The organism is Mycobacterium gordonae (assembly GCF_002101675.1).
Taxonomy (GTDB): Bacteria; Actinomycetota; Actinomycetes; order Mycobacteriales; family Mycobacteriaceae; genus Mycobacterium; species Mycobacterium gordonae.
The window spans coordinates 55043-73251 of sequence record NZ_LQOY01000155.1; the positions used below are offsets into that span (position 1 = coordinate 55043).

Here is an 18209-nt window from a genome sequence, read left to right on the forward strand (position 1 = left end):
AGGCGGCCGGTTGGGCCGACAACCTCCGCTGCTCGCCGAAATCCCGCCGTCCTCAGCACTGGATCACTCCAAAACTCTTGTCGCACCGAACATTTAAGTAACCGCAAGCACCGGTCGCCAGTGCATGATTTTCGCAGAGAGGATTTCTGCTGACGGCTCACATTTCGTATTCTGGCCGTCCGCTGCACCCGTCTCCGTAGTCGACCGGCCAGTGTTTGATGCCGGTGATGAACGGTGACCGCAACCGCTCGGGTGCCCCGGCTGACGCCAGATCGGGCATGGTGTCCGCGATCGCATTGAACATCAGGTCGATTGTCATGCGGGCCAGGTTGGCGCCAATGCAATAGTGGGCTCCGCTGCCACCGAAACCGACGTGCGGGTTCGGGCTACGCAGGATGTTGAAGGCGTACGGGTCGTCGAAGACCTCTTCGTCGAAGTTGGCCGACCGGTAGAACATCACCAACCGCTGACCTTTTCTGATGGGTACGCCGCGAATCTCGGTGTCCGCCAGAGCCGTCCGCTGAAATGCGGTGATGGGCGTGGCCCAGCGGATGACCTCGTCGGCCGTGGTCGGCGGCCGGTGGGCCTTGAACAGTTCCCACTGATCCGGGAAGTCGGTGAAGGCCATCATGCCCTGCGTGATCGAATTGCGGGTCGTCTCGTTGCCGGCGATAGCGAGCGTCACCACGAACATCCCGAATTCGGCTTCGGTGAGCCGGTGGCCGTCGGCGTCGGCCCGGATCAGCGTCGAGACGATGTCGTCGCCGGGCTCGGTGACCCTGCTTTCAGCCAGTTGCATTGCGTACCACATCATTTCGGCTGCCGAGGTCAGTGAATCGTGGTCGGCGAATTCCGGGTCGTCGGCGCCGATCATCTGATTGGACCAGTCGAACAGCTTGTCACGGTCCTCGGCCGGCACCCCGAGCAAGCCGGCGATCGCCTGCAGCGGCAGCTCGCAGGCCACCTGTCTGACGAAGTCACCCGAGCGCTGCGCCGCGGCCCGCGTGGCGATCTGGCGGGCCCGCTCGGCAAGGTCGGCGCGCAACCGTTCGACCGCACGCGGGGTGAAGCCGCGCGCGACGATCTTGCGCAGGCGACTGTGCTCGGGATCATCCATCATGATCATCGACGCCCGGCCCAGCTCGATCTGCGCCTGCGCCGATTCTTGCGGATAACGCGGCACCACGGACTTCTCGGCGGAGGAGAAGATGTCGCTGCGCAGCGAAACCTCACGGACGTCGCGGTGCTTGCTCACCACCCAGTAGCCGCCGTCGCCGAAGCCGCCCTGATCGATCGGTTGCTCGTTCCACCAGATCGGCGCCGTGGCGCGCAGCTCCGCCAGCTCGTGTTCCGGTACCCGGTGCGCGTAGATGTCAGGGTCGGTGAAGTCGAATCCCGGCGGCAGATCAGGGGCGGCCATCGCGTGGCTCCTAGCGGGCTCCTCGGGGCGGGCTACTGCGATGCTATCGACGCCCCGGTGAGTGAGCGCAAGAATCTCACAAGAAATCCGCGAACATCAGCCAAGCGGGCCGCGGCACGCTGAGCGCATGAAGATCGCGGCGATGATTATCGCGGGACTGGCGGCCGGCACCTTGGTGACGGCGAGTCCCGCCCACGCGGATGCGCTGGGCGACGTGCAGGAGCTGCAGCGCCAGACATCCGAATTGCACGCCGGCTGGGACAGTATGAGCCCGGCGCAGCGAAACCAGCAGCTGGCGCAGCTGCAGCGGCAGGCGACGATTGTGCAGGGCGAGGTGGACAACCTGCCTCCGGAGCAACGGCCGGAGATTCAGGCCAGACTGACCGCGGTGACCTTGGAGCTCACCGACATCCTGTGGAAGGTGTGGCCGGTCCCCTGACATCACTTCTGTGGTGGGGCAGGCATTTTGAGGCCAGCCTCGGTATCGAAGTGGGTTGCCGCGGCAACGATGGCACGGTCGATCTGACGCAACGGATGCAGCACTGAGGGGTGTTGCGTAGCGACCCCGGACGCCGCCGGGTTGAAGGGGCCCTCGTGTTGGCGTCCCAGCGCCTCGGCGGCGTCCAGTGCATCGGCTGCGGAGACGACGGTGTCGGCGTCCGAGCCGTCCAGGGCTGCGACCAACGAATCGATGTTGTGCCGAATTTGATTGGCGGCAAGCGTCACTGCGGTAGCCACTTCTTGCGGGCAGCCCGGGTTGCGGTACTGCCCGCTGCGCCGCGCCAGAATCCGGGCGTATCGATCGCAGGCTCTGAACAACCTCAGCCTGCGCTGGATGCTGCGCCGGCCCGCCAGTCCGGCGACGCCCGCCACCAGCGGCTTGGCCGTGGCGCCGACTTGCTGCAGCTTGCGATCGAGTTGCCGCGCCTGCTCGATCGGGCTCTCAGGCAGTTCGTGGTCGAACATGGTCGCGATGGATGTCCCGATGAGGGCTGACAACTGGGCGAGGAAATCACTGGTGTCGCTGCGCAGGACGGTGCCGATGTTGGTGGGCAGCACCAGGATTGCGACGGCGACGCCGATCACCGCCCCGATCGCGGTCTCCTCGATCCGCACCAGCAGCACGTCGAAGCTGAACTGGCCGAGCAGCCCGTAGAGCAGTGCGAGCGTCGTGGTGATCCAGAAGGCCATCAGGCTCTGGGTCAGCTGCATGAAATAGAAGGCACAGAACAGGCAGACGAAGATCATCACCAGCGAAGCGGTGCGGTCACCGGCGACCAGCGTGGCGACCAGGATTCCGGCCGGCACGCCCAGCACGGTGCCCAGCAGGCGCTGCCAGCCCTTGGTGAGGGTATCCCCCCAGGTGTTTGTTCCGGCGAATACCAGAAAAGCGGCGATCACCGCCCAGTACCAGCGCGCCGGTGACACCAGGTCGCCGGTGACGATCGCCAGCGACGCCGCGACCGAGGCTTGGATGGCCTGGCGGGTCGTCGGAAGCAGCCCATGCGGGGAGTCGTCGACGGCATCGGGGGAGACCTCGTCCGGTTCCTGCGGCGTCGCGCCGTCGGCTTCGGCCTGATCGAGAGCGTGCTCGATCTGTTCTCGCACCTCCGAAGTGGCTGTTGCGGCGGCGATTATCGTCAGGGCGAGGCGACGCACCGCGGCCTGCTGCGGCTCGCCCGAGCACGCGGGCTGACGATCGAGGATGTCCTGCCCCTGATTCGCCGCACGGCCCAGCCCCGCCGGATCGGGAACCCCGATGCCCCAAGCGAGTTGGTTGAGCGCGGACGCCAGCTCTGCCCGCGTCTCCGGCTCTATCTGCGTTTCTTCCGATGCTGCGCGGATACCGGCGATCGCCACCCACTCGACTGCGAGTTCGGCGTCGTAAAGCCACGGCGCCAACTGATCGCCACCTTGCCCGAGCCATAATGCGGCCGGGTTGGCCTTGTCCTCGATCTGGTCCTGCACCATCAGCGCGGTCTCGTTGAGCCGGGCGATCCGCACGCGCAGTCGTCGCCGGCGCCGCTCGTCGAGACGGCCGGTCCGCACGACGTCGGCGGTGGTGTCGACGACGATCGCCATCCGCGCCCGCAGTGACCGAATCGTGGCCTGCAGCACGCGTTCTGGACGATCGGGCAACAGGTAGGTGGTCATGACAAAGGTACACAGCGTACCCACCAGGACGGCAAGGATCATCCACGGTAGCTCGTGCACACCGGCGCGCAGGAAGAGGTTGAAGAAGTACGCCATGAACGCGACCATGCCCAGTGCCCGCCCGCGGGCTCCGAATCGGCGGATGTAAACCGCGACGAAAACGACGACCACGAATACGATGTCGCTGATCACCTGGTACGGCGAGAGCAGCGCGGCCACGGCGATGGACAGCGCCGCCGGTACCGGCAACAGCGCCATCGTGATCCGTTGCTGGCGCGGATCGGGCTCGTTGACCGAGCGCGCGGCGATCATCGTGATTACGGCGCCTAGCAGCGCGACGGTCAACGGTTGATGGGCCATGCTGGTCAGCGCGTACATCACCAGCAGGGAGCAGGCCAATGCAATTGTCGTGCGGATGGCCAGCCGCAGCCGCAACAGCCCCGGGTCCGAGCCGAGGGTCCAGGCGCGTGCGCGTCGATAGCGCTCGGTGATGGATGCGTTGAGGATGGCAGTCTTCATCCCTGCGGCAGGCTGAAGGTCGGGATGGCGGTATGCCCGATGCACGACTGGTCGACATCGGTGCTCGGGTTGTCGACGAACGCCGTCATGATCTGCTGCGCACAAGCCGAGGTGGGAATCACCCCGTGGCCGACGCCCGGGAAGCGTAGTGCGACCGAGTTGGTGAGGCCGGGCGTCACCTCTTTCACCCATTGCGGCGCGGTGCTGGAGTCGAACGAACCGGACAGGATCAGCGTCGGAACTTTGCTCAGCACCGGGACGGTGTCGGCCGTGTCCGACCGGCCCAGACCCCACGCCTGGCACTCGCGGAAGATCCAGCTGCCCGTCGGCGTGATGCGCAGCACCGAGTCAGGCAGGCCGGGCATCGCCCGTCGCGCCTGGGACAGGGCCTGGTCCGGGTTGGTCCAGGCAGCCATCTCCTGGCAGTAAGCGCCCAGCGCCAACCCGGCGCCCAGCAGGCCGCGCTCGGACTTGGACGGGGCTCCGGCGGCTATTCCCGCGGCCGCCAGGGCCCCGTCACCGCGGGAGAGGTCGACGATCATTCGTGGAATGTCGACGACCTTGGCGGGCTCGGCACTCCAGTCCAGCACCAGGGGGATCACCTTGAACCCGTCGATTCGCACGCTTGTCGGCTCACCGGTGGGCATCGGCGTGGTGACTTCGATCGGGTTCTGGCTCAGCCTCGTCACGGTGTCGAGGAACACCGCCGGCAGGTTCGGGTAGGCACTCGCGCACGCCGGTTGATTGGCACATGCCACGAAGATCGCGGCCAGGCCACTCGCGGGGGCTTCCCACCAGTGGTCGACGATGTTGACGTGCGGTGCCACCACCGAGTCCAGGACCACTGACCGGATGCCCTTGGGGTGGTCGCGCAGGAGCTGCTGGGCCAGATCGGTGCCGTAGGAGACGCCGTACACGTTCCACTGGTCGATGCCAAGCTGCTCACGCAGATCGGCGATGTCGGCGGCGTTCTCTCTGGTGTCGTAGGCCGCGAAATCGGCGCCGGACGTCGAAAGCCGGTTGCGGCAAGCGGCGACGGCGGCGGCGTCGAGATCGGCGGTGGCGGGTGCCTGAAATTCCAGTTGCACTGCGCGGGTTGTGAAGTCGTCCATTTCCGGGCAACCCAGGTGCGGGTCGCTGTGCACCGTGCCGCGCTGGTTGACGAAGATGACGTCGCGGTCGGCGTTCATCCCGGCGGCCACCACCGCCGGTGCGTTGAGTGTCCCGGCGCCGCCCGGCCCACCGGCCAGAAACACGATGGGGTCGGGCTTGGGTGTGTTGCTTGCGGCCTTCACCCGCGCGACGAGGATCCGGATCGTCCGGCTTTTCGGGTCGTCACGGTTCTCCGGCACAGTGAGGTAGCCGCAGGTGTAGTTCGACCCCAGATCGGCCTGCGGCACTCCCGGGAAGTTGGGTTGCGGGCAGGACGCGCCCGCATAAGAGATCCGGCTGCTCGATCCGTCAGAACATCCGACGAGGCCGGCGATCAGGACCACGGACAACAGCCAGGCCAGCTTTCGACGCCCGCTCAAAGGTGGCAAGGGCAAGACATGCCGCTCAGGCGGGGGTGAATTTGACGGCGGCCAGCTTGAGTCGTTCGATCGCTTCGCCGAACTCCTCGGCCGTCGGAATGCGGTTGTCGCGGAACTTCAGTCCCATCTGGCGCTGCGCGCGCTTGACGTCGTAGGACTGTGCGGCGCGCAAGTAGAGATCACGGGTGGCGGCGCGGTCCTCGACGAGTTCCCCACGCATCGTGGTCGTCTTGCCGTTATAGACGACCTGTGCGGGCGCCCCGCCGCGGAAGTTGTACTTCCATGCCGCACTGGCCAGCGCGTAGAGGTCGCCGTTGATGACGTGAGCGCTGACCGGCAATTTGAATTGCTTGCCTGATTTGCGCCCGGAGAAGTTCAGCACCATGAACTGCCGGCGCAGCGAACCGCCCAGCGGGGTTCCCAACAGGAAGCTCAGCGCGGGGTTGACGGCTTTGAGCAAGGCTGACGGGGGATGCCCGACGTCAACCGCATACGACTGTTCTGTCATGCGTTTCACCGTAGACAATCGCGGCGTGCGGCGGGAGACGCCGGGGTTTCGCCCACAGCTTGGGCGTGCCGAGGTGCATCGGATGCGGGACCGTAACGCACAGCGCCGCGAAGCGTCTGGGCTCCGCGGCGCTGTGCGTACTCGGCTGGATCAAGGGGTGATCGTGGTCTGCTCGTCGATGACGGCAGTGGCGTCCATCAACGGACCGGTCTCCGCCTCGGGCGCGTCGGCGTCGAGTTGCAGCACGAAAAGACCGTTCGGGCCGGTGATCACCACCGTCTTCTGGGCGACCGTGCGCTGCTTGCCGTTCTTGACGTAGGAGCCACCGTACTGCCACGCCGGGAACCCGCCGAGGGTGGATTCCTTCCCGTTGGCGCTGCCGCCCTCGAATTGCGGCAGATTCTTCAATTCACCCGGCGCGTATTCGAAAATTTTGCCTTGGTCGACGTTGCCCTCGAGCTTGGAGACGACGGCGACGATGGTGGGCGCATCGTTGGGGTCGGCAGGGGCGTCGAAGACGATGCCGCCGTAGGGAGCTCCCTGTCCTTCCGGAACGGTGTGCCAGCCGTTGGGTACTGGCAGGTTGATCGTCGGAGATCCGGGGTCGCCGTGGTGCACCGCGATCTCTTTGATGTTGGCTTCACGGATGTAGTCGGCGATGGTCTTGTTGGCTTGGGCGCCCGAGGTGGCGCTGGTGGTCGCCGACGAGGTGGCCGTCGACGTCGAGGTCGACGTGCTGGTCGACGTGGACGTCTTGACTTCGGTCTTGGTTTCGGTGTGGCAGCCGACCAGCGCCAGGCTCAATGCCACCGTTGCGACTACCGCCGTGAGGTCCTTCATGTATCGCATCTCCAGAAGTTCTGGCACCGGTATCTGTGCCGGTGACGTCGGACAAGACACTAGCCGAATGTCCGATATCTACGTTGGGTCGTTTGACGAAAACTCCCCTGGAACACCCGGCGTGCAGTAAGAGACATTTATGCGGTCTGCACGGACGCGAACGGGCCTGAGGGTGAGCGTCGCCGTGGGCGCGGTGCTGGCCCTCTTCGTGCCGTTCTTCCTGCTGTCGCCCACGGCCTATGACGGTGAGCCCGCTGCCGTCAGGAACCCGGTGGACCACGTCGACACCCTCGTCGGCACCGGCACCGGGGGAGACATCGTGGGAGAAATCAACAATTTCCCCGGGGCCGCCGTGCCATTCGGAATGGTGCAGTACTCGCCCGACACGGTAGGCAACTACGCCGGCTATGACCATGCGAACGAACGCGCCACCGGATTCAGCATGACCCACGCCTCGGTGGGCTGCCCCGCCTTCGGTGACATCTCGATGCTGCCGACGACCAGTGCCGTCGGCGGACGGCCGTGGCGCGCCTGGGATCGAATCGCCCACGACAACACCGAGTCCGGTGTGCCGGGCTACTACACGGTTCGTTTCCCCGACACCGGCGTCAAGGCCGAACTCACCGCGACCACCCGAACCGGGTTGGGCCGGTTCACTTTTCCGCGGGACAACCAGCCGGCGCTGCTGCACGTACGCTCTGGCGCGTCGCTGGCGGGCAACTCGCGCGCGGCAATACAGATCGGCGAGGACAACACCACGATCACCGGATGGGCGACCAGCGGCTCGTTCTGCGACAAGCAGAACACCTACACGGTGTACTTCGCGATGGAATTCAACCAGCCGTTCGTGGCGTACGGGACCTGGGACGGCTACTCGGTGTATAACTCTGTCCGTCAGGCGAATTCGCCGTACAGCGGTGGATACGTGCAGTTTCCGGCCGGCGCGGTGCTCCAGGTGCGAACCGCCATCTCCTATGTGAGCATCGAAGGCGCTCGGGCGAATCTGGCAGCCGAGCGGGGAGACTTCGACGGTGTTCGCGCGGCCGCGGCGAGCGCGTGGAACAATGCGCTGTCCCGCATCATGGTCTCCAGCCGCAGCCCCGGCGACCTGACGACCTTCTACACCTGTCTGTACCGATCACTGTTGCATCCCAATACCTTCAACGACGCGGACGGCCACTTCATCGGTTTCGACAACGCGATTCACACGGTGGCGCAGGGTCGTACGCAGTACGCCAACTTCTCCGACTGGGACACCTACCGCAGCCTGGCCGCGCTGCAGGGGCTGCTGTTCCCCAAGGAAGCCAGCGACATGGCCCAATCGCTGGTCACCGACGCCGAGCAGAGCGGTTCGCTGCCGCGGTGGGCACTGGCGAACTCCGCGACGAGCCAGATGACCGGCGACAGCGTCGTCCCGCTGATCGTGAACCTATACATGTTCGGAGCCAAGGACTTCGACACCGGCGCGGCGTTGCGCTTCATGGTCAGTGGCGCGACGCGCGGTGGTGCCGGTGTCAACGGCTATGTCGAGCGTCCAGGCGTCGGCGCCTACCTGCAGCTGGGCTACGTCCCACAACTCACCGAATTCGGTCCCGGTGCCTCGATCACTCTGGAGTGGTCCATCGACGACTTCGCCATCTCCCGATTCGCCGCCGCGCTGGGTCAGGACGGCATAGCACGCGAATTCCAGAATCGGGCTCAGTACTGGCAGAACTTGTTCAACCCGACGACGGGGTATATCTCACCGCGCAGTCCGAGCGGACTTTTCCGCGACGGCCCAGGGTTCAGAGAGTCGAGGTCGGCCTTCGGTCAGCCCGGTTACGACGAGGGCAACGCCGAGCAGTATCTATGGCTGGTACCACAGAACGTCGCCGGCCTGGTCACCGCGCTCGGTGGTCCCAAGGCCGTCGCCGCACGCCTTGACCGATTCACCAAGCGCCTCAACGAGGGTCCCAACGACCCCTACCTGTGGGCCGGCAACGAACCGGGTTTCGGTGTGCCCTGGTTGTACAACTACATCGGAGAGCCGTCGAAGACCCAACGCACCGTCGACCGGGTCCGTGGGCTGTTCGGCCCGACACCGGATGGCGCACCGGGCAATGACGATCTCGGCGCGATGTCGAGCTGGTACGTCTGGGCTGCCCTCGGGTTGTATCCGATCACCCCGGGGACAGCGCTGCTGACCATCAACACACCGCTGTTCGACCGTGCTGTAATCGCTTTGCCGACAGGGCAATTCATTCGGATCACCGCACCCGGGGCCTCGGGTCTCAACCGCCTTAAGTACATCAGAGGTCTGCGCCTGGATGGTGAACCGAGCGACCGCACCTATGTTCCCGAGTCGCTGATCCGCACCGGCGGTGACATTGCGTTCACACTCGGGGCCCGGCCCGATCACTGGGGCACCAGCGCCTCCTCGGCGCCGCCGTCGTTCGGTGCGGGCAGTTCGACGGTCACCATCAACGTCGCCCGCCCGCTGGCGACGATCACCCCCGGCACCACGGGCACGGTGACGCTGGACGCCCAGCGAATGATCGAGGGACCCGGTGAGTACACCGTCACCGGGACGTCTTACGCGCCGGGCATCACGGTCGCACCGGTCACGGGACGGTTCGACGCCAACGGAGGCGCGAGCGTGGCCGTCGCGATTACGGTTGCTCAGCAGGTACCCGAGGGGTATTACCCGGTGTACCTGACCGCGGCCGTCGCCGGAAGCAGCAGGTATCTGACCGTCATGGTCGACGTCCCAGGCACGGACGTGGCCGAGTAGGTCCCTCAGACCATGTCGTTCTTGGTGAGCCAGCGCATCACCGGCCAGCCGACGAACACCGGGAGCCAGCAGGTGAGCACCCGGTAGAGCAGCACCGACGGCACGCCGATCGCGGCGGGCACCCCGAAGGCGGCGAGTCCACCGATCAGCGCGGCCTCCACCGCCCCGACCCCGCCCGGGGTGGGCGCCGCCGACGCCAGTGTTCCGCCGACCATTGTCACCACCGTGACCGTGACGAAGGTCGTGCCGCCGCCGAACGCTTCCACACTGGCCCACAGCGCCAACGCCGCGCCGAGAGTTGTTCCGGCAGCGCCCAATACGATCAGGCCCAGCCGCTTGGGCTCGCGCGCCAGTTCGGTGAGATCGCGCGTGACCTCGCCAATCTTGGGGCGCAATTCGGTTGCCAGCCAACGTCTCAGGTTCGGCACCAACAAGAAGGTGCCGCCGATGCCCAGCGCCACACCGGCTATCAGGTACAGCACGGTGGCGTTGGGGACGAAGTGGGACAAATCGGTCGATGTGCCGGCCACGGCGCTGAACAAGATCAGCAACGTCAGGTGCACGATCACCTGAACCGTTTGCTGCAGCGCCACCGCCGCTGTGGCGCGCAAGGCGGTCAGGCCGCCCTTCTGCAGGAACCGGGTACTCAGCGCCAGTCCACCGACACCGGCCGGCGTGGTGGTGGCCGCAAATGTGTTGGCCACCTGCATAATTGACAACTTCCAGAAGCTCACCGCGCCGTCGGCGCACGCCCACAGCGCTCCGGCGGCGCCGACGTAGGTCAGTGCCGACACCGACAGGCCCAGCAGCGCCCACCACCAGTTCGCCGTCCGGAGTTCGTGGAAGAACGTCGGCACGGTGCTGATGAAGGGATAGGCGACGTAGACCAGTGCGCCGATCAGGACCAGCTGGATGAACTGGCTGCGGCTGAACCGGGTGATGGTCTCGGTTTCGATCTCATCGGCACCGGTCTGGCGCTGCACCTCCGCCCGCGCGGCGGCCATCACCGCCTTGGGGTTGGCCACCGACTGCCGGATTCGTTTGGGCACAGCGGATTTGGTGAGCCGGCGCGATGCGGTCAGGATGCTGTCGTTGCCGAAGGCCGCGATCGCCGCGCCGACCGCGGACTCGGCGTCATACAGCGCGGATGTCGTGACCAGCAGCTGGGCGATGTCGGATTGCAGTTGGGAGTCGGTGGCGCCGTATTCGGCGGCGCCGAACCCGCCGAACAGCACCTTTCCCTCGGCGACTGTGATTTCGTTGCAGCGCAGGTCGCCATGCGAGATCTGGTGGTCGTAAAGGACGCGCAGGGACTCCCAGACGTTGGCGACCGGTGTGTCGTTGGCGCATTCGTCGAGCGGAATGCCCTGTACGGGTTGGTGGGCATACATGGTCCAGCCGCGGTCCAGAACCGCCAGCGCGATCGTCGCGGTGTTGGCGACGCCGGTGTCGGCGATGGCGATAGCCATCAGGGCGCGATGCTCGACGGCGCGGCGCAACGAGGTTTGCAGGGGCGCGGTCTCGGACCCGCGCAACCGCAGTTTCCACCACAGTTGGCGCAGTGCGCCACCGCTGCGTTGATGCGGGCCGTATAACTCGACGGCCGCGCGGGCCGACGGTTCGGTCGACTCGGCCGACAACACCAGTGGCCCCGGTCCGCCCGGGCGGACAACCACGAGCCGCGACACCAGAAAGCCGCGCCTGGCCATCGCGCGGACCGCGCCCTCCAACGGCACTTCGAGCGCGGGAGTGCCGACGACCAGGACCACGAACGCGCCGACGAACCAGCCGACCGAGAGTCCCACCACCGCGCGGGCCGGCACGATCGCACTGACCACCAGGTGGATGGGCACGAAGGCCAGCAGCAACGCCCACCACCAGTGCCGCCACCGGGCCGGCAGCCATGGCCCGGACACGGTGAGGACCGCCGCAAGCATCGCGATCCACCGTGGGTCGTCGAGGAATTGGGACGGCACGGTGGTGAGCTTGTCGTTCAGGTCGAAGTGCCACCGTGGTGCGGCGATGCGGTTGCTGCTGATGGATAGCGGGAGAACCGCCATCAGTGCGGCGGCGCCGTAGGCGCCCAACAGCTTCCACTGCCGGGACAGGATCAAACCGATCAGGATCACGAACGGCAGCGCCAGGATCGCGATGCCGTAGATCAGGTAGACCAGATCGGCCTGGGTCGGGGTGAGGACGCCGACGATCTCCGAGATCGACTTTTCCAGCGCCACCCAGCGGGGGCGGGTGATCAGCGAGCTGGTCACTACCGCCACGAGAGCGACGGCGGCCAGTACGAGCCGGATGATGTCGTTGGTGCGTCGGGTCAGGGGTTGCAGCAAGCTGCCGGACACGGTGATGTCGCGGCCGTCAACTCGCATGTGCAGGGGTCCTTTGAGATCCTTGGGATCCGTCTTCCGGGGTGTCGCCGTCGGCTGTTCTACGACAACTTAACGTGCGCGTCGGCTCACACACTGCTGATGTAGTCTCGCGGCTGTTGTGTTCCGGTGACTAGGAGGGCTGATATGGCACGCACCGAGAACGACTCCTGGGAAATCACCGAGAGTGTGGGCGCGACGGCGCTGGGTGTGGCCGCAGCTCGGGCCGCCGAGACCGAGAGCGAAGTCCCGCTGATCCGGGATCCCTTCGCGCGGGTGTTCCTCGACGCGGTGGGCGACGGGGTGTGGAACTGGTTCGCCAAGCCCGACCTACCCGCTGCGATTCTCGAAACCGAGCCGCAGCTGCCCGCCCAGATGCAATCGATGGTCGACTACATGGCGTCGCGGACAGCCTTCTTCGACACGTTCTTCATCGAGGCGGCTCGCTCGGGAGTGAGTCAGGTCGTCATCCTGGCGGCCGGTCTGGATGCGCGGGCCTGGCGGTTGCCCTGGCCGGCCGGGACGACCATCTACGAACTCGACCAGCCAAAGGTGTTGGAATTCAAGGTGTCGACGCTGGCTCAGCAGGGCGCCGAGCCGACCGGCAACCGCGTTCCCGTGGCGGTGGACCTCCGCGAAGACTGGCCGGCCGTGTTGCAGCAGGCCGGGTTTGATTCGTCGGCGCCCAGTGCCTGGTCCGTCGAGGGCTTATTGCCTTACCTGCCCGCGGTCGCTCACGAGCTGCTGTTCGAACGCATTCAGAATCTCGCGGCACCTGGCAGTCGGATCGCGGTGGAGGCGCCGGGACCCGATTGGCTCGACGAGGACGTGCGCGCGCAGCGACGGGAGCGGGTGGATCGGATTCGGGCGGTGATGGCTCAGGTTGACCCGCAGCGTGAAATGCCCCGCACTGATGACCTGTGGTACTTCGAGGAGCGCGAGGACGTGGGCGAGTGGTTGCGCCGGCACGGCTGGGACGCGACGGTGACCCCGTCGCCCGAGCTGATGGCCAGCTACGGACGCGGCGTGCCGGACGGGGTGGAGGACGCTTCGCCGCGCACCCAGTTCGTCTCGGCGGTGCGGGGATAGATTTCGAATTCCGGTGCGTGCGTCGAGCAAGGCCATCGGTCTCCGTCCACGGCCTCATTCCTGAGTCGTTGGGCTAGCTGCTCGCCGGCGGGCGTGAGTCCCAGCCAGATCCTGAATCCCCACAACGCGGGCTCGACGTGGTGGGTGACGAAGAGGTCGTGGACGCGTTCCGTGTCGATCGGGAGATTCCAGCCGGTGAATTTCTCGCCAGGGTAGGGAAGATCCCCGATTCGCACGAGTCCGTCTTCCAGGAGCGACCTGACGGTCTCCACTGCCAAGTCTTTCCGGGTCCAATCGTTTTCGGACAATCGGTAGTGGGATATCGCGGTTTCAACTTCCGCAAGAGGTACCCAGTCGGACAGCGCACTGATAAGCAGCGTCGCGCGAAGACGGTCTCGCGGTGTCCTGTCGGGCTGATCTCAGGCCGCTGCGCCAAGCGCGTCGGTGGTCATCTCATCCAGTGTCGTCTAACGCGGGTCGGGTGGTGGTGCGGATTCGTATCTGTCGGTCGCAATCCACCACGGCGGGATGCTGATGTCGAGTCGTGTGGTGCTTCGGTATCCGGACCACGTCGGCACACCTTCAGGTTGGTTTCGGTAAATGCCGCGGGCTGCCGCCACGACGCGGTGGCGCTGTGTTGGCCATTGAATGTCTTTTGCTATCTGCTCCAAACCATTTCGATCGCGGGCCAACACCCGATCGATGATTTGCACCGCGGGTAAGGCCCCGCTCTTGTCACCGTTGCACCGCGCGCACGACAGGACGAGGTTGGCCAAGCCGTCAATCCCGACCAATGACCAGGGGAGAACATGGTCGATCGGGTTGTCGGACGGCAGATGGCTTCGACAGTAGAAGCAGTGTGCGCCGAAGACGTCTTTGAGTGGTTCCCGGACGATCGCCAACGCGGTGCGTTCGCGGCCGAACAGGTGACCCGCAACGTCGGGCACGTCCGCATCGAGGAATTTGTTCATGCGCCGAACGTCGTCGACCCACATGATTTCCAGGGCCGGCTTGAGCAATCCGGCGAGACGGGCAAGTCCATGTGCGACACCGGGGCGCAGTTCGATCGCGTCCCCGTGTGCCCGCAGCGCTGACCGTGACACATGATCGTGCAGAAACGAATCGTCGTAGAGGAAGGGATCACTGGTCGATGCGCCAGGAAGCCGCTGTAGCCGATGCAGTGGCTGTCGAGCCAAGCACAAGGTGATGTCGTCAATGGCCTCGCGATAGACGTCGGTCGCTCGAACCGACGCCACCTCGAGCGACAAGCTCCCGTGGCCTGCCGTCGCTGCGTGGCGTAATCGGTTGGCGGCGTTCAGGATCCGGGCTCTCGGCTGGGTCGACTGGTGCAACTCGCGTCCGTCGAACGGGCGGACTTGACGCCAGTAGATCTCCAGTACTCGGTGAGCAAGGTCGGAAATCGGAACCGCTAGCGGGTCACCGGTTTGCGCAGGCAGGTTCTCGATGCAGAAGTCGATGAGCGCCATCAAGGTAGCCAGTTTGTATGTCGCCGTGCGTAATCCGGTTTCCAGGATCGCGACGACGCGCTGTCCCAGCAGCAGCGGGTCGATGCCGCCCTCGGCCATGACTGAGGTCCCCCTTCGGCCGCAAGCATAGGCGCAAACAGGCTCAATGAAGTGCACAGCTCCGCGCATCACTGCATCATGATGCAGTGATGATAAGATGCGGCATGCGCACGACTATCGATCTGCCCGACGACCTACACAAGTTGGCCCAGGCCATAGCTCGCGACACTCAACGCACGCTGAGCGAAACGGTCGCCGACCTGATCCGACGCGGTTTGGCGTCGGAAAGTTCAGCGGGAATGGCGGTGGATCCGAAGACGGGGTTTCCGGTGGTCAGGGTCGGCCGAATTGTCACTTCACAGGACGTGCGCTCCCTGGAGGATGAGGAGTGACGACCCTGCTCGATGCCAACGTCCTCATTGCCCTCGTCGTCGCAGAGCACGTGCATCATGACGTCGCTGCCGAATGGCTGGCGGCGTCCGACACGACCATCGCCACCTGCCCGGTGACGCAGGGAAGCCTGATTCGATTTCTCCTCCGATCGGGGCAGTCCGTAGCTGCGGCGCGTGATGTGGTCGCCACGATCGAGGCGATGGATCGCCACGAATTCTGGCCCGACCGAATCTCTTTCGCGGAGGTGCGGCTCGGTAACGTGGTCGGGCACCGACAGGTAACCGACGCATACCTTGCTCAACTCGCGCGAACCAACGGAGGGCAACTTGCGACCCTCGACAGCGGCTTGGCGCAGCTGCACGGTGACGTCGCCGTAATACTTTCGACTACTCCCCCCGACTAGGGGCCGCACGCGTGTTGAGCACTTAGCGCAGCGACTTCTCTCAAATTTCGCCGTCGAGATCGGCGCATCGGTCGCGTGGCGACGCGGCCCGGTTATTCCAAACCGAGCGCCTCGCGCAGCCGATCTGCATCCATGCCCGCACCGGCGCCGGCCCCCGAGGGAAACGTATCGAGCAGCTTGATCAGGTCGCCGCGCCGGGTCGGGTCGTCGGCTGCCTGCCGCGGCGTACGTCCGGCGAGTGCGGGAATGGGCTCGTCGAGCCAGCGGGCCTCGTGCCCGCGGATCACCTCGTCCAGCAGGGCGGCCTGAGGATCGGCGGGGTCGAGCGGGCTTTGGCCGCTGACCGGCATCCGCGCGGCCACCTCTGCGGCTTCGCGCGCGTCCCGCACCGGGTGACGGATGTCGTCGAGCACGGTCACCGCCGGGTCGAGTTGCGCGAGCGTGGCCAGGACCCGGTCCATCCGCGGCTCACTGTTGGCTTGCACCCGCAGCGTGTCGCCGTCGAGGGCCAGCGTGGCCCGAACCCGTTGCAAGCCGTCGACCATGACGTGCTCGTTCCAACGCGGCTGGTCAGCGTCAGCGTCCACGCGGTCGTAGATTTCGTCGAGTGCTCCGATGATCCCGGGCGCAGTGCCGACTTGCACACTCGCCTCGCACATTGTCAGCGGATCGCCCTCGGTGTTGACCAGCGTCGGTGGCGCGAAGCGGCGGGTCAGCTGCGCCACCAGCGTCACCGCATCGGGTTCGCCGTCAAGCAGATCGATCAGCTCGTCACGCTGGTGCAGCGCAACGGGCTCGATGCCACCGAAGAACATCATCTTGTCCCCGGCGGGCACCACACGGGCGCAGATCAGCTGACCCGCCTGCAGCGCGGAACTGGCCGCCCGCTCATGCACCTCGTGGGTGTCGCCGGTGCGCAGGTCGCGCACGGTCATCCCATGGCCGCGGCGTACCTGCTCGACTTCGAAGACCGAACGCTCCACCAGCAGCCATTGTTCGGCCAGCAGCCGCTCGTCATCGGGCAGCAGCGCCCCGCGCGCTCGAAGGAACTCTTCGAACGCGCCGCCTTCGAACAGCACCGCGTCCAGCACCAGCGGATCGGCCAGCGCCTCGGCCAGCGCGTCCTCGTCGTCTGGATCGGCGTACCTGCAGCGTTCGTAGCCCACCTCGGCCAGCAGGTCGTTCCAGCCGCTCATCATGACGTGCTGGGCAGCCTTGGCGTAGAGCCAGTTCACTCGCTCGGCCAGTGGCGACTCCTCCCGCCCGAGATGGCATTTCTTGTACTTGCGGCCCGACCCGCACCAGCACGCCTCGTTGCGGCCGATGTCGCGGCGCGGTTGCGCGCGGTGCCGCTCCAACAGCGCGACCAGCGGGTCGTCCGGCTCGGCACCGGCACGGCGCAGCAGCGACAGACCGCGCTCGGCGTCGCCGCGATCGGAGGCTATGCGGGCCAGATCGACGAGGGTCAACGGCCAGCTGGTGTCCATTGACTCGGCCGCCAGCAGCTCGCGTTCAGCTGCTTCGACGTCCCCGAGCCGCTGCAGCGCGACGGCGCGCAGCCAGCGCACGGGTGCGCGCGCCGCGCGAGGCACCCTCGCTTCCAGCACCGCGGCGAACAAACCCAGCGCAGCTGCACCGTCGGGGTCGACGTCGACAGTTTCGGCCACGAGCAGCTCGGCGAGAAGTGGATCGGCCAGCGCCGCGCCGAGCTCACCCGCCAGGTCCGTGGAGGTGTCATCGGCAGACGGGGTCGCACCCGCGTCCGGTGGCGGCAGTACATCCTCATCGGGTACGTCGTCCTCGGCGGCATCGACCAGAAGTGATATGCGCTCGTACATTTCGACCAAAGCGTACAGCACGACTGCGTCGTCGAATTCGATGCCGTGGCGCTCGGCCATCAGCTTGCACCTGGCCTCCAAACGCCAAGCCGGGAAGTCGAATTCACCGTGGGCCAACGAATCGCGGTCCCGCGTCAAGCCGCTTTGGTCGGCGATGTCGGACAGCGGTGGCAGCGGCTCGGTGAGCAGTGCCGGATCCTCCACACATGCGGCCCAGACCGCCGCGGCGAAGAAAATCGGCTCGTCGGTGTCGGCCATGGCGGTGAGTCGGGCGCCGAGGGAGGTGGCGTTCGCATCCGCCGCGGATGGCGGCGTGATTCGTTCGACCGCGAGCCCGTCGGCGGTCAGGCGCACACCGACCAGGTCTCCTTCGGTGACGCCCAGCGACCGCAGCGTTCCGGGCGCCAGCAGCAACGCCCCGCCCTCTTCGACCGCCTCCTCGGGGATGCCCCGCTCTTCAAGCACGTCGTCGTCGAAGTCGATCATGACGACCTGCGCGGGTGAACCGTCGCTGAACCGGGCGTACTGTTCGTGCTCACAGAGGACGGTGATCGGATTCAGGTCCGGGTTCGCGGTGAGAATGTCGTGGGTCGCCTCGAGTGCGCCGAGCCGGTGGGTGAACACCCGCCCGGCCAGCACCGTGGGCAGCCAAACCCACCGCTCATCGTTCAACTGTCCGGCCGGGCAATCGATTTCACGACGGAGAAGGCGCAGCACGAGCTCTGGATCGGGGACGCCGGCTTGGCGCAGGTGAATGGTGATGTCATCTTCGGACAGCGGGCCGTGTTCGGCAAGAATCTTCTCCAGGGTCTGGATCGACTCCAACTCCGTCACCACGG

Annotated in this window: 13 protein-coding genes; 5 read left to right on the forward strand and 8 right to left on the reverse strand. The window is 66.0% G+C overall.

Features of this window, described 5'->3' with window-relative positions; genetic code table 11:
- Window positions 1-157 precede the first annotated feature (157 nt).
- Window positions 158-1420, reverse strand: coding sequence for a cytochrome P450 (locus AWC08_RS22115; protein ID WP_065131759.1), 1263 nt, complete (start codon window positions 1418-1420; stop codon window positions 158-160).
- A 127-nt stretch (window positions 1421-1547) separates the two neighbouring features.
- Between AWC08_RS22115 and AWC08_RS22120 the strand changes: the two genes are divergently transcribed.
- Window positions 1548-1859 (forward strand): hypothetical protein, encoded by a 312-nt coding sequence (locus AWC08_RS22120; RefSeq protein ID WP_069433777.1) that lies wholly within the window; start codon window positions 1548-1550, stop codon window positions 1857-1859.
- 2 nt (window positions 1860-1861) lie between these two features.
- Here the strand turns inward: AWC08_RS22120 and AWC08_RS22125 are convergent, their stop codons facing one another.
- From AWC08_RS22125 to lpqN, 4 genes are all read right to left on the reverse strand, one after another.
- Entirely contained in the window at window positions 1862-4093 is a 2232-nt protein-coding gene (locus AWC08_RS22125; protein ID WP_082986034.1) for an FUSC family protein, read from the reverse strand.
- Window positions 4090-5625, reverse strand: coding sequence for an alpha/beta fold hydrolase (locus AWC08_RS22130; RefSeq protein ID WP_232008071.1), 1536 nt, complete (start codon window positions 5623-5625; stop codon window positions 4090-4092). Before AWC08_RS22130 ends, AWC08_RS22125 begins: the two co-directional genes overlap by 4 nt.
- A gap of 25 nt (window positions 5626-5650) precedes the next feature.
- Window positions 5651-6133 carry a hypothetical protein gene (locus tag AWC08_RS22135; RefSeq protein WP_065131757.1) on the reverse strand — a complete coding sequence of 161 codons (483 nt, stop codon included), beginning with the start codon at window positions 6131-6133 and terminating at the stop codon, window positions 5651-5653.
- Window positions 6134-6283: 150 nt separating this feature from the next.
- A complete protein-coding gene (gene lpqN / locus AWC08_RS22140) occupies window positions 6284-6973 on the reverse strand; it encodes an envelope biogenesis lipoprotein LpqN (protein WP_065131804.1) in 690 nt (229 codons plus the stop codon).
- Between the two features lie 139 nt (window positions 6974-7112).
- Here lpqN and AWC08_RS22145 point away from each other — a divergent pair, with 139 nt between their 5' ends.
- A complete protein-coding gene (locus tag AWC08_RS22145) occupies window positions 7113-9743 on the forward strand; it encodes a GH92 family glycosyl hydrolase (protein WP_069434906.1) in 2631 nt (876 codons plus the stop codon).
- A 5-nt stretch (window positions 9744-9748) separates the two neighbouring features.
- Here AWC08_RS22145 and AWC08_RS22150 read toward each other — a convergent pair whose 3' ends face one another.
- A complete protein-coding gene (locus AWC08_RS22150) occupies window positions 9749-12124 on the reverse strand; it encodes a lysylphosphatidylglycerol synthase transmembrane domain-containing protein (protein WP_069434905.1) in 2376 nt (791 codons plus the stop codon).
- 144 nt (window positions 12125-12268) lie between these two features.
- Between AWC08_RS22150 and AWC08_RS22155 the strand changes: the two genes are divergently transcribed.
- Window positions 12269-13210: a class I SAM-dependent methyltransferase gene (locus AWC08_RS22155; RefSeq protein ID WP_065135875.1), complete on the forward strand. Its 942-nt coding sequence runs from the start codon at window positions 12269-12271 to the stop codon at window positions 13208-13210.
- A 467-nt stretch (window positions 13211-13677) separates the two neighbouring features.
- Here AWC08_RS22155 and AWC08_RS22160 read toward each other — a convergent pair whose 3' ends face one another.
- Window positions 13678-14796 carry an HNH endonuclease gene (locus AWC08_RS22160; protein WP_065135876.1) on the reverse strand — a complete coding sequence of 373 codons (1119 nt, stop codon included), beginning with the start codon at window positions 14794-14796 and terminating at the stop codon, window positions 13678-13680.
- 104 nt (window positions 14797-14900) lie between these two features.
- Here AWC08_RS22160 and AWC08_RS22165 point away from each other — a divergent pair, with 104 nt between their 5' ends.
- Entirely contained in the window at window positions 14901-15128 is a 228-nt protein-coding gene (locus tag AWC08_RS22165) for an antitoxin (RefSeq protein ID WP_065135877.1), read from the forward strand.
- On the forward strand, window positions 15125-15532 hold the full coding sequence (locus AWC08_RS22170) for a TA system VapC family ribonuclease toxin (RefSeq protein WP_069434903.1): 408 nt from the start codon (window positions 15125-15127) through the stop codon (window positions 15530-15532). The genes AWC08_RS22165 and AWC08_RS22170 overlap by 4 nt, the downstream gene beginning before the upstream one ends.
- Before the next feature lie 92 nt (window positions 15533-15624).
- Here the strand turns inward: AWC08_RS22170 and AWC08_RS22175 are convergent, their stop codons facing one another.
- Window positions 15625-18207, reverse strand: a complete 2583-nt coding sequence (locus AWC08_RS22175) for an SEC-C domain-containing protein (protein WP_065135883.1) — start codon at window positions 18205-18207, stop codon at window positions 15625-15627.
- Window positions 18208-18209: the final 2 nt, after the last annotated feature.

Bases quoted from the DNA above. Each gene is read 5' to 3' on its own strand.
- AWC08_RS22115 (WP_065131759.1), bottom strand. From the start codon at position 1,420: ATGGCCGCCCCTGATCTGCCGCCGGGATTCGACTTCACCGACCCTGAC.
- AWC08_RS22120 (WP_069433777.1), top strand. From the start codon at position 1,548: ATGAAGATCGCGGCGATGATTATCGCGGGACTGGCGGCCGGCACCTTG.
- AWC08_RS22125 (WP_082986034.1), bottom strand. From the start codon at position 4,093: ATGAAGACTGCCATCCTCAACGCATCCATCACCGAGCGCTATCGACGC.
- AWC08_RS22135 (WP_065131757.1), bottom strand. From the start codon at position 6,133: ATGACAGAACAGTCGTATGCGGTTGACGTCGGGCATCCCCCGTCAGCC.
- lpqN (WP_065131804.1), bottom strand. From the start codon at position 6,973: ATGAAGGACCTCACGGCGGTAGTCGCAACGGTGGCATTGAGCCTGGCG.
- AWC08_RS22145 (WP_069434906.1), top strand. From the start codon at position 7,113: ATGCGGTCTGCACGGACGCGAACGGGCCTGAGGGTGAGCGTCGCCGTG.
- AWC08_RS22150 (WP_069434905.1), bottom strand. From the start codon at position 12,124: ATGCGAGTTGACGGCCGCGACATCACCGTGTCCGGCAGCTTGCTGCAA.
- AWC08_RS22155 (WP_065135875.1), top strand. From the start codon at position 12,269: ATGGCACGCACCGAGAACGACTCCTGGGAAATCACCGAGAGTGTGGGC.
- AWC08_RS22160 (WP_065135876.1), bottom strand. From the start codon at position 14,796: ATGGCCGAGGGCGGCATCGACCCGCTGCTGCTGGGACAGCGCGTCGTC.
- AWC08_RS22165 (WP_065135877.1), top strand. From the start codon at position 14,901: ATGCGCACGACTATCGATCTGCCCGACGACCTACACAAGTTGGCCCAG.